Source organism: Tepidibacter hydrothermalis, from assembly GCF_029542625.1.
Classification (GTDB): Bacteria; Bacillota; Clostridia; order Peptostreptococcales; family Peptostreptococcaceae; genus Tepidibacter_A; species Tepidibacter_A hydrothermalis.
Map to the genome: position 1 here is coordinate 3,171,683 of NZ_CP120733.1, position 13,356 is coordinate 3,185,038.

9 protein-coding genes are annotated in these 13,356 nt (G+C 27.8%); all 9 read right to left on the reverse strand.

Annotation, left to right across the window (positions count from 1 at the left end):
- Positions 1-70 precede the first annotated feature (70 nt).
- The 9 genes from P4S50_RS14985 to P4S50_RS15025 all read right to left on the reverse strand — a co-directional run bounded on the left by P4S50_RS14985 (position 71) and on the right by P4S50_RS15025 (position 13,355).
- Positions 71-847, reverse strand: coding sequence for an ABC transporter permease (locus P4S50_RS14985; protein WP_277731616.1), 777 nt, complete (start codon positions 845-847; stop codon positions 71-73).
- 2 nt (positions 848-849) lie between these two features.
- The gene (locus P4S50_RS14990) at positions 850-1,464 is read right to left on the reverse strand and encodes an ABC transporter ATP-binding protein (RefSeq protein WP_277731617.1); all 615 of its coding nucleotides are present in this window, start codon (positions 1,462-1,464) and stop codon (positions 850-852) included.
- Complete coding sequence (locus P4S50_RS14995) at positions 1,457-1,783, reverse strand: PadR family transcriptional regulator (protein WP_277731618.1); 327 nt, start codon at positions 1,781-1,783, stop codon at positions 1,457-1,459. The genes P4S50_RS14990 and P4S50_RS14995 overlap by 8 nt, the downstream gene beginning before the upstream one ends.
- Before the next feature lie 127 nt (positions 1,784-1,910).
- A complete protein-coding gene (locus tag P4S50_RS15000; RefSeq protein ID WP_277731619.1) occupies positions 1,911-3,629 on the reverse strand; it encodes a methyl-accepting chemotaxis protein in 1,719 nt (572 codons plus the stop codon).
- A gap of 217 nt (positions 3,630-3,846) precedes the next feature.
- Positions 3,847-5,169 (reverse strand): sigma-54-dependent transcriptional regulator, encoded by a 1,323-nt coding sequence (locus P4S50_RS15005; RefSeq protein ID WP_277731620.1) that lies wholly within the window; start codon positions 5,167-5,169, stop codon positions 3,847-3,849.
- Complete coding sequence (locus P4S50_RS15010) at positions 5,144-7,039, reverse strand: ATP-binding protein (protein ID WP_277731621.1); 1,896 nt, start codon at positions 7,037-7,039, stop codon at positions 5,144-5,146. The genes P4S50_RS15005 and P4S50_RS15010 overlap by 26 nt, the downstream gene beginning before the upstream one ends.
- A 221-nt stretch (positions 7,040-7,260) precedes the next feature.
- Positions 7,261-9,135: a molecular chaperone HtpG gene (htpG, locus tag P4S50_RS15015; protein WP_277731622.1), complete on the reverse strand. Its 1,875-nt coding sequence runs from the start codon at positions 9,133-9,135 to the stop codon at positions 7,261-7,263.
- Positions 9,136-9,654: 519 nt separating this feature from the next.
- Entirely contained in the window at positions 9,655-10,809 is a 1,155-nt protein-coding gene (locus tag P4S50_RS15020; RefSeq protein ID WP_277731623.1) for an MFS transporter, read from the reverse strand.
- Positions 10,810-11,054: 245 nt separating this feature from the next.
- Complete coding sequence (locus P4S50_RS15025; RefSeq protein WP_277731624.1) at positions 11,055-13,355, reverse strand: xanthine dehydrogenase family protein molybdopterin-binding subunit; 2,301 nt, start codon at positions 13,353-13,355, stop codon at positions 11,055-11,057.
- Between the last annotated feature and the right edge of the window lies 1 nt (position 13,356).

Below are 13,356 nucleotides of genomic sequence, written 5' to 3' on the forward strand. Positions count from 1 at the left end.
AAAGCTATTATATATTTTTTTTATAATTAAATTCCTATACTTTTATTCACTTATAGGAGAGCATATTTCATCATCTAATTGTCAATATGTCATACTCATCAAACATTTTTGAACCTGTAAGTATTAGTGCTAAAATTGATCCAAAATATCTTACTATTAAAATAGCTATCATTATTGCTATCTGATATTTTATTGCTGTTAATGGTATTGCCCCTCCTAGAATCTGCCCTGTCATCATTCCAGGCAAAGACACCAAGCCTATTGTTTCTATAGATGCTATTGTAGGATTTACAGAAGATAAAATAGCATTTTTAAAATACGGTTTCAAAGCCTCTATCTTATTTCCACTAATACTCAAAAAATAATAGTACTCTTCTTTATTTTCTCTTATACTATTATGAAAATTATTTATACATATAATATTACCACTTAAATTATTACCTAATAGCATTCCTGCTATAGTGATCATATATTGAGCATTAAACACATTATTTGTTCTTACAACAAAAGCATTAAAAAACATCAACACAATTACATTTGGAATTATAAATGATAAAAACAATGGAATTATCATTCTTTTTATATTCAAATCACAAGATTTAATCGTTGAAAAACTAGCAACAAATATCATAAAAACTAAATAACAAAAATTTAGATAAGGATTATTAAAATCAAAAAGGTATTGCAAAAATAACCCAACTAAAGTAAGCTGTATTACCATTCTTATTATAGAAAAAAGCATTTTCTTGTTTATATTAATACCTAATTTATAGTTTATTATAATGATTGGAATTATAAAAAAAACTAAGCTCAATATAGAAAAATAGGAAACTTCATGTACGTTCATATTTACCACTCCTCTATTCTGACAATATCATTTTCACTCCAAATATTATCATGAGAAACTATTAAAACTGTCTTATCCTGTTTTAAAACATAGTCTACCACTCTTTGCTTCATATCCTTATCAAGACCAGAAGTGACTTCATCTAAAAGCCATACTTTTCTATCTAATAGTATGCATATAATAAGACCTAATCGTTGTCTTTCTCCACCTGAAAGATCTCTTATTTCCTTTTTTATTATATCTTTTGAAAGATCAAAATAGTTGGCAACATCCAAAAACTTATCTTTAGTAACTTTTATGTGTTTGTTGTATTTATAAGAAAAAATCTCAACAATTAAATCCCAGATATTTTGATTTCTTAATTCAACATCTTGACTTAAATAAGCTATGTTTGTTCTAAAATACATTAAATTATTTTTCTCTAATTTCTTACAATCAAATATTATTTCACCTGAATCAATCTTTTGGAATCCCAAAAGTAGTTTAAGTAGTGTAGATTTCCCTTTACCCGAAGGTGATTTTAAAAGTACTTTTTCACCACCTTTAATATTCATATTGAAATTTTCAAATATAACCTTATCATCAAATCTTAAATTGATATTTTCAAATTTAATCAATGTGATCACCACTTTCTTTTATTTCCCCAAATAACTCACCTGCTTTTTCTTTTGCTTCATCTAAAACTTCTTCTCCAAGTTTTGTTGTTGTGTAAAACTTTATTATTCTTCCATCAACATTTTCTTCTGTTTTAGATAATAAACCCTCTTTTTCCATTCTGTTTAACATAGGATATAAAGTCCCTGGACTAAGCTTATATCCATGCTCTTGTAATTCTTCCATCATCCATGTTCCGTATATAGGCTTTACTTTAGCATGATGCAATATGTGTATCTGCATAAAACCTAAAAATAATTTCCTTAATATTTTATCTTTCATATCTATCTCCTTACACTCTTTGTTTTTAATATCGTTTTACGATATCGAATTATGATATCATTGTATATAAAAAAATAAATAGTGTCAATTGAGTTTGTTAAAATGACACTATTTACCTTATACATTCTTATAATTTGAACTTCGATACTTCTTCTTTCAATTTATCTGCATTTTCTCTAGCTTCATGTGTTTTATCAATTATATTATACGATTGTTTTGTTACATCATTTATTTTTTCAGCAATATCAGCTGCTCCTTCTGCTCCTTCGCTTGAAGCTTGTGCCACCTGTTCTATAGTCTTTAATACATCATGAATAGATGCTAATAGTTCTTCTGAAGTTACACTAAACTCCGTTACAAGACCATCTACAAATTCTGCATCTTCACTATATTGTTGTGCCACATTAAGCATCGTCTTATAATCATTATCTACATCCTTTGATATAAAATTTAATATATCCTTGGAACTATTTGATAGATTATTTACTGATTTCATAACTTTTTCTGTTATAACTTTTATTTCTACTACAGTTTCCTTAGACTGTTCTGCTAACTTTCTTATTTCATCTGCTACTACTGAAAATCCTTTACCTGCCTCTCCTGCTCTTGCTGCTTCAATTGCTGCATTTAAAGCTAATAAATTAGTTTTTTCTGTTATTTGCATAATTGCTTCTGATAAAACATTTATTTGATTTACTATGCTTGAATCCTCTATTGCTTTTTCTAGAATATCTTTTGTTTCTACAAATATGTTTAAAGATTTTTCATTTGCTAATGTAAAATCTTGTTTAATATCTTCTGCTCTTTTACTAATTTTCCCAGCTTCTATAGCACCATCTTGAGCTCTTTCTGCGATAGCTTGGACTGCGTTTTCAATTTCAACAGATGTTGCATTCATCTCCTCTGAAGATGCTGCTGTTTCCTGCATTCCTGCTGATAATTGTTCTGTTGTAGTAGATACACCTTCTATATTACTATCTAAATTATCCATATTTTGCGAAATATCATCTACTATTGTTATAATGTCATCACCTTCTTTTTTAACATTAATAATCAAAGTCTTTAAAGAGGCTTGCATTACATCTATACTTCTTGCAATATCTCCAATTTCATCTTTTCTTTTTTTAAATTGAGTTGGAACCTCTAATGAAAAATCACCATCAGCAACAACTTGTAAATGCTTTATAGCTAACAATATTGGGTGTGATATAGATTTTGAAATAATTAAAGTTAAAATAATTGCTATAATTATAGAAAATAATAATTGAGTGCCAAATGATTTTAATGAACTAGAATAATCTTTATTATTTTGTTCGTTAACTTTTTTTGATGTTTCAATATTGTATTTTGCTAAATCACGTAAATTCTTTTGAAACTCTGCTGCAACATTTTCAATAGAGTTAAATGCTTGTAATGCTTCTATTTGATTTCCCTCTAAAGCCAAATTTATAGCAACAGATCTACCTTCTCTATATTTTTTAAGATTACTTTCTAAAACACTAATCGTATCCTTTTCATATTTATCTAGATTAGTTTTTTTGTATAATTCCCAGTTATCAGAAAATTTCTTTATTCTTATATCTATATCCTCTATTTTCCTTTTCTGATGTCCTTTATCCTCTGTGTCTAGCATTATATAATATATATCTGCCTCAATAGCTCTTGCTTGATTTCTATTGTCATTTAAATATTGTATTGCCAATAATCTATCCTCATACAATTCTGTTATTTCTTTATTTGCCTTTAAAAGGTAGGCATATCCTGTAGCCCCCATTATACACAATAACAGTATCATCGTAATTGAAAACACTAAAATTTTGAATCTAATTCTTAAATTATTTATCACCTATAAATTCCTCCTTATTTTTTCTACAATATTTTCTTATATTTATCTACCTCTTTTATCCAAGCAAATTTTATGCCATATATTCAAATTCAAATAAATATGTACCTTTGTTCAAATTCCAATATATACAAAACAAACCTCCATGTAATAAAAATACATGGAGGTTTGTTTTTTTGCAAAATTTACAAATTACGAGTTTTTTTTGCAAATTTTACAACTATATATTATATTTTTTCATTTTATTATATAATGTTTTTTCACTAATACCTAAAATATTAATAGCTTCTTTTTTGTTTTCCTTTACTTTTTTCAAAACATTAATAATATGTTTCTTTTCTAATTCTTCCATACTTAACATTTTACATTTCCAATATTCGCTATTGTCTAATTCATTTTCTTCAAATAAGTAGTCAGGCATATCCTCTATTTCAATTTCTTCTGTATGCGCAACCGAGATCATTCTCTGTATAACATTGTTTAATTCTCTTACATTCCCTGGCCAAGTATGTGTTTTTAGAATCTTACATACATCATCAGATATTTTCTTCACAGTCGTAACATACTCTTTTCTAAACAAATCAATAAAGTAATGAACTAGACATTGTATATCTTCTTTTCTTTCTCTAAGAGGAGGTACAATTATATTAAAGGTATTCAGTCTATAATATAAATCTTGGCGAAAATTTCCTTTTTTAACCTCTTCCAAGATATCTTTATTTGTCGCAACTATAATTCTAAAATCAGAATTAATTTCCTTATTACCTCCTAATCTTTCAAATGTTTTGTATTCCAAAACTCTTAGTAATTTTGTTTGAAGTTTCATATCCATATCACATATTTCATCCAAAAATAAAGTTCCTTGATGCACTTCCTCTAATTTGCCTTTTTTAGATGATATAGCACTTGTAAATGCCCCTCTTTCATATCCAAATAATTCACTCTCTAATAATTCTAATGGAATCGCAGCACAGTTAATTTTAACAATCCTACTATGTTTTCTAACGGAATTGTAATGAATAAAATCTGCTAACAATTCTTTTCCTGTACCACTTTCTCCATAAATTATTATAGGTGCATCATTATTAGAAAATTTTAATGCTTCATTCCTACATTTTTTTATTGCTTCACTTTGCCCAATAATAATACCTTTATTTTTTAATTTGCTCCTATACTCTGTATCACTACTTGATAAAACTTTTGAAATAATCATTCTTATGTCTTTTAATTTAAATGGCTTAGATATAAACTCAATCGCTCCATTTTCAAATAAATTATTATAATTTTGTCTTTCTGCATAAGCCGTAATCATAATGATTTTTATTTTTGGGTTTAATTTTTTTATTATATTTAATGCTTCTAACCCACACATATCTGGCATTTGAATATCTAATAACACTAAATCTGGACAATCCTGCTCTATAAATTTAATTGCTGATTTTGCATCATAAAAAGCCTTTGCATTATAATTATCTTTATTCAAAACACGCTCTAGTAAATCAGATATTTCTTTATGATCATCCACAATAACTATTTTTTTCATCATTTTCCTCCTCACCCAAACAGTCATATGGAATTGTTATCTTAAAAGTACAACCTTTATCCACATTATTATTCACAGATATACTACCACTAAACTCTTCTATAATTTTTTTAGCTATACTGAGACCTAATCCTACTCCTTTATATTTCTTCTTATAAGAATTGTCAATTTGATAAAAAGGTTCAAAAATTTCTTCTATCTTATCTTGATCAATTCCAATTCCGCAATCCTTTATGAAAATATGTATATCTTCTTCTTTTTCAATAAATACTTTAATGTTCCCTTCATTAGAAAATTTAATAGCATTATCTAATATATTATCTATTACTTGTCTCAATCTAAGAGGATCTGTTATTACTACAATGTTTTTTTGATTATTATTAAATATAATGTCTGTCTTGTTATTCTTCATAAAAAGCTTTCTTTCTTTTATTAAAGTATTAATTAACTCATTTAAATCAATTTTTTTAAATTTAAATTTCCATTTTTCAGTTTCCAAAATAGAAAAATCTAACAAATCGTTTATTAAATATTCTAATCGTTCTGCATTTTTATAAGCAATCTCCATGATTTCTTTTTGCTGTATATTTAAATTTCCCTCTTGTTCTTCTAAAAGATATTCTAAATAAGTCATTGTTATATTTAAAGGTGTTTTTAATTCATGGCTAATATTTGCTATAAAATTATTTTTTGCTTCATTTGCTACTTTTAGATCTTCATTTTTTTGAGATATCATATCCAGAGTTGACATATACTTCTTCGACAAGTGTATCAGTTGTGAATTCTTTTTTTTCAGCTTTTTTCTTTCATCAGAAAGTTCCTTGATGTATTGATTTTTCAATTTTTCATCTTCTTTAATTTTTGTAATATCATTAAATACGCCTATACCCTTTATTATACTTCCTTTACAATCATACACGGGAGTACTAGACATTAAAATAATTTTTTCATCCTTATTTTTTTTACGTATAAGAATTTCTTCATTTTTAATTACTTTTCCATTTTTAATAGATTGGAAAAGAGGATGTTCTTTTATATCAATTTTAGATCCATTCATTCTGTATAAAAAAGGATATCTTTTCTCTAAATCACATTCTTCATTATTTATTTCATCATATACCAAATCAGATGCTATAGCATTTATCAACTTGCATTTTCCCTTTGCACCTATTACTATAACCCCTACTGGCATGACGTCAATAAGTTTATACAACGTATCATTTATACTCTTAAGATTTTCATTTAAAACTTTTATCTTTTCTTGTTTCTCATTCATCTCATTCATCATCAATAATTTTTTCTTATAATCATTTATCATTAATATCATACAATACAACGCAACAATACCAAAAAACATAATATTTATACTTATCATAAAAGTCCAATTATAATTAAGAGGCATGTTAAATATCATATATGTAAATTTGATTGTATTATAAATCAAATACGTTCTTATGATTTTTTTTGAATCTAATATAGCACTATTTATAAATTCCTTTTTTTCAATTTTATAAAAAAACGATCCTACTATCATAGGAATCATTATAGATGAAACTATACCTTGTTTAATTGTATATCCACCTATATACCAGCGAAATAAACTAGGTAAAACAACAGATATTATACCTGCTTTCCATCCATATACATATGAAATAAAAAAAATCGGTATATTTCTCAAATCAAAATTCATTCCACTATGTTTAAATGGATGAGTCATACTTAAAATGGATAATATACTAGCCAAAACTGAACGTATAGCAATTCTAGCTTTTTTATGTTTTATTTTTTTTAAAATATATTCATTTAACTTAATACATATATATATGAAACCAATATATATAAGCATATTATGAAAAAATGATAGTACCATTAAATTCCTCCATTTTTTAATCAATTATAATATTTCATAATTTTTCCTTATTTAACTCAGTCTATTTTACCATAATATTACTTGAATATATATAATACTGATATCCTATATATTTTTTTGATATAGTAATAGCTCATATTTCAAGTAAATGTCACCGTATTCCTTCGGTTAAAATAATTACAACTAGAACAAAAATGACGCCTATTAAAGGCGTCATTTATCTATTTCATTATTTTACACATATTATTAGTAAACTCTACAGGATCTTCTATAGGAAGTCCTTCTATAAGAAGAGCTTGATTGTAAAGTAAGCCTGTGTATAATTTAAACTTATCTTTGTCATTTTCATAAGCATCTTTTAAAGAATTGAATATATCATGATTTACATTTATCTCTAGAACTTTATCAGCTTTTACTCCTTGGCTCTCAGGCATAGCATTTAGAATCTTTTCCATCTCTATACTAACGTCTCCTTCATTTGACAAGCATACAGGATGTTTTTTAAGTCTCTTAGATGCTTTAACAGCCTTAACCTTATCAGATAAAGATTCTTTCATAAATGTAAATAAATCTTTATTTTCATTCTCATCAACTGGATTTTCGCTATCATCTGCTTCTATTCCTAAATCGTTACTAGACACAGACTTAAACTCTTTTTCTTTATAGTTCATAAGAACTCTTATCGCAAATTCATCTACATCATCTGTAAAGTAAAGTATCTCATACCCCTTATCCTTTATAAGATCAGTTTGTGGTAGTTTATCAATTCTATCAATAGACTCTCCAGCAGCATAGTATATATACTTTTGATCCTCAGGCATTCTAGATACATATTCATCTAAAGTAACAAGCTTCTTCTCTTTTGACGAATAGAACATAAGTAAATCTTGAAGTACTTCTTTATTAGCTCCAAAATCACTATATACTCCATACTTCAAATGTCTTCCAAATGACTCATAGAACTTCTCGTAATTTTCTCTTTCGTTCTTTAATAAGTTCTTTAACTCATTCTTTATCTTATTCTTTATATTCTTAGCTATAGACTTTAACTGTCTATCATGTTGTAAAATTTCTCTTGATATATTTAATGATAAATCCTCAGAATCTACAACACCTTTTACAAATCCAAAATAATCAGGAAGTAAGTCAGAACATTTTTCCATAATCATAACTCCACTTGAGTAAAGCTCTAACCCCTGTTGATATTCCTTAGTGTAAAAATCATAAGGAGTTTTTTCTGGAATATATAATATAGCATTGTATCTTATCATTCCGTCAACACTTAAATGAACATGTTTTATAGGCTTATCAAATCCATAATGCTTTTCGGCATAGAAATTTTCGTAATCTTCATCTTTAAGCTCATTCTTATTTTTTCTCCATATAGGAACCATGCTGTTTATAGTTTCTTCTTGAACAACATCTTCAAATTCACCTTCTGTTCCTTCTTTAGGCTTCTTAGTAGTTACATCCATCTTGATTGGGTATCTTATAAAATCAGAGTATTTCTTAATTATATTTCTTATTGTATATTCTTCTAAGTACTTATCAAAATCTTCATCTTCTGTACTTTCTTTTATCTTAAGTGTAATTTCTGTTCCTACACTATCCTTACTACATTCTTCAATAGTATAACCTTCTACACCTTTAGACTCCCATCTATAAGCTGTGTCAGATTCAAAAGCCTTACTTATAACAGTTACATTATCTGCTACCAAAAATGCTGAGTAAAAACCTACTCCAAATTGACCTATTATATCATGTCCATCTTTGATTTCATTATCTTTTTTAAACTGTAAAGATCCACTCTTAGCTATAACCCCTAAGTTATTTTCAAGTTCCTCTTTATTCATTCCAATACCAGTATCTGATATTTTAATTAATCTATTATCCTTATCAACATCTATATTTACATAATAATCATCTTTATTAAATGTTATATTATCATCAGTCAATGCCTTATAATATATCTTATCTATAGCATCACTTGAATTTGATATAAGCTCTCTTAAAAAAATCTCCCTGTGAGTATAAATTGAATTGATCATAAGATCCAATAATCTCTTAGATTCTGCTTTGAATTCTTTTCTTTCCAAATTAATCTCTCCTTTCAACCTCTTATGTATATGTTTTGTTAGCACTCTAAGTTCACGAGTGATAACTCCTATTTCTTGTATATCATATTTAAATTCCTATGTCAACATTTTAAAGTGTATTGCTTATCAAAAACTCTCTATGAAAATACCGCAAATACAACGATATTTGCTAACATTTTCATAGAAAGTTTTAGATTTAGCTCTTATTATTAAATATGATCTTATTCCCTTAAATAAAAAAGTCTCTAAATCTTTAAAAAGATCTTTTATTGAGTTTAAGAGCTATACTTAAAAATGATGATCATTGAAATGTTAGCTATTTTTAGATTAACATTTTACTATAGAACTCAGATTATAACATTTAAATATCCGTAAAAAACTTCATTGTCTGACCATAGGGAGTTTATGAAGTTTTAGGATATTTAAAAATGTTATAATCTTTAAGTTCTATTAAAATGTTAATTAAATAGCGGTATTTCAATGAGTATCATTTTTAGCTTAAGCACCCAAATTTACTTATTAATCTTTCATCTTATAAACTATAAATCCAACTATAGGTATAAGCACTCCCCCTATAATTCCAAATGCCGTAGTTATTCCAAAACTTTGAGCCATCAATCCAACAATCGGGAATAATACTAGCATAAACATACTAAAACATACAGAATCAAATGATAGTATAGTTGCCCTATATTGCGATGGAATTAGCGAATTTATATAATCACTAAAAATAGGTATCGCAAACCCACTTATCATACAAGATAATAAAAAGATTATAATAGTAAAATACCCTATAAATACTGAAAATCCTATTAGTATAAAAATATTCGAAATACAAAGTATTTTTATAATAGTTTTCTTGTTTAATCTTTTCTCTACAATATAAGCATACTTAGAACTTATGGCACCTGCTACATTAGTTATCCCGTAGATAATAGCTATCGAAGTTCTAGATATACTCATATTCTCAAAGTGCTTCTGACAATAAAAGTATACTGTTGTATCTATTGTACATATAAAAGCATAAAATAAGATCAAATATAAAGCTATTTTATTTTCCTTTAATATCTTGAAACTTTCTTTTAATTGATGTATAAATACATTTTCATTATGCTTCTTATGATCTATATTAGGTTCTTCATAAAATGTAGCACTACTTAATGCAAATATATCTATAAATAAAGCCAAAATATATACATACATAAAGGCAAAATCAGAAAGTATTCCTCCAATCAGTATAGCTAACCCTCTTGCTATTTCCATATAAAAGGATATTGATCCATACGTTTTTTTGTACTCATTTTCTTTGTTCAAAATCTTCATGCTGTCGTATATTATAGATTCTGCGGCTCCAGAATGTAGGTTAAATGATAAAGCTGAAAACACAAAACTAAAAGCATATCCAATAAAACCAACTGAAAAAATCATAAAAGCTGTAGATATAAAGCTTAAGATTCTACCTATTATAATACTTGTTTTTCGTCCATATATATCTGCAATAGCTCCAGTTGGAACCTCACATAAAAAGCTAGTTAAATGAAATATAGATTCTAAAAAACCTATTTCTACTAATGTAAGACCTTTAAAACTTAGGTATAGTACCCAAATAGCTGAAGGTATATTAAAACTAAAGAAAAAGTTATATATATAGCTTAATTTAATGTTTTTTTGCATAAAAAATCACTCCTAATATTGTATTATTAAAATTCCATAATTAGGAGTGTGCATCTTTTATAAGGATTAAAAAATTACGATCTTATACTCGTAGTTTTCTAAAAATGGACGCACTTCTCCCGTAAAAAAGAGATACACCATTTTTTGAAACTGAACTACTATAAGCCATAATTTTCATTTTTAATCCTCCTTTTACTGTTATATCTTACATTGTATAATATTTTGAATTTTTTTACAATTGTATTTTAGTTATTTTTTTCTAATAATCCTATTAAAATTTTTTCAGGTGTAATAGGCAGACTTCTTACATTCACACCTACTGCATTATAAACAGCATTTGCAATTGCTGGTGATGGAGTATTAATTACAACTTCACCAATAGACTTTGCTCCAAAAGGACCAGTTGGTTCATAACTAGATTCAAAATCAACAGTTATATTAGCTATATCTTTTCTACAAGGAATTTTATACTGCATAAATGTATTTGTTTGCATTTTTCCAGCATCACTATATCTTACATCTTCATACATTGCCATTCCTATTCCTTGAACCAGTCCTCCTTCTACTTGAATTCGAGCTAGTTTTGGATTTATAACCGTTCCACAGTCAACAACTGCAACATAGTCAATTAAATCTATTTTACCACTTTCTTTATCAACTTCTACTTCAGCAAATCCTGCAATAAACGGAGGTGGACTTGTTTCTCCACCAAAAGAGCCCACTCCAATCAATTGATTTTTGCCTTCTCCTGTTGATAAACGTTGTGCTATCTCATCAAGAGATAATACATTTTCTTCATTAGTTTTTTTGACAAATGTTCCATCGAACATTAAATCTTCTTTTGATATATCTGAAAGCTTTGCTGCATTTTCTAGTATTTTATTTTTTATATCTTCACAGGCTTTTATAACAGCATTTCCAGTTACATAAGTTGTACTAGAAGCATACGAACCTGTATCATATGGAGAAATATCCGTATCAGCAGTGTGTACAATTATCTTATCCATTGTAGTTTCTAAAACATCTGCCCCCATTTGAGCAAGAATTGTATCTGATCCTTGTCCCATATCTGTAGCACCTAATAAAAGTGTGTAGAATCCATCATCATTTAATTTAATCTCCGCTGAAGCTGTATCAATTTCTGCTATACCTGACCCCTGCATTGTTATTGCCATCCCAACAGCTCTAACCTTTCCATTACCCATATCTTTTCCACGATACTTTTCATTCCATCCAATAAGTTTTTTTCCTTTTTCAATACATCTATCAAGAGTACAGCTTGCTAAAACAACAGGCTGTCCTTCTTTAGATCCTCCTAAGATAGGATTTGTCTCTCCTTCTTTTATAATATTCTTTTCTCGAAGTTTGGCAGGATCTATATTTAACTTAGCTGCTAATTCATTGATTGCTGATTCTAATGCAAATGTTCCTTGAGTAACTCCATATCCTCTTAAAGCTCCTGCTGTCATTTTATTTGTGTAAACTATATTCCCCATATATCTTACTGCTTTTGCTTGATTGTATAGGGGAAGTGTCTTATGTCCTGCAACACTAAATACCGTCCATGCATGTTCACCATATGCACCTGTATCAGATAAAGCCTGCATATCTATCGCTTTAATATTTCCTTCTTTATCAGATCCTATTTTTACTTTAATCCTCATAGCATGACGACTAGTTGTACAGCTAAATGTTTCTTTTCTATCATAAACAATCTTAGCTGGCTTTCCTGTTTTAAGTGTAACTATTGCTGGAAAAATTTCAACAGATGCTGTTTGCTTTCCACCAAAACCTCCACCAATTCTAGGTTTTATTACACGGATTTTACTCTTTGGAATTTGTAAAGCTCTTGCAACAATTCTTCTAACATGAAAAGGAATCTGTGTAGCACTTACAATTGTAAGTCTGCCATTATGATCCATATAACTAAATGCACGATATGTTTCCATCATTCCATGAGCTTGAGCTTGAGTGTAATACGTTTCTTCTACCACAACCTCACTATTTTTAAGTTCAGCTTCTACATCTCCAACTTCTGTTTTATAAGAAGCTGCTATATTTTTTTCTTTATTTGTACCAATATCAAAATTCACATGCAAATCATCTTCTGGATGAACTATAGATTTATGTTCTTGTGCTTTTTCAAAATCCAAAACAGGTTTATATACTTCATAATCAACCTTAATTAATTTCATAGCTTTTAATGCAGTTTTTTCATCTACTGCAGCTATAATCGCAACTTCATCTCCTACATAACGAACATATTCCTCTAAAATCAATCTATCATAAGGAGATGGCTCAGGATAAGATTGACCTGCCGTTGTAAATCTTATATTCGGAACATCTTTGTGTGTAAGTATACATTCAACTCCGTTTAATTTTTCTGCTTTTTGTGTATCTATGTTTTTGATCTTTGCAAAAGCATAAGGGCTTCTAAGGATTTTTATAACCAACGAATTATTATCTAAGTCATCTGTGTAAACAGGTTTCCCCGTTGCAATATCCATACCATCAATTTTTGAAATTGCACTATTTACAACCTTCATA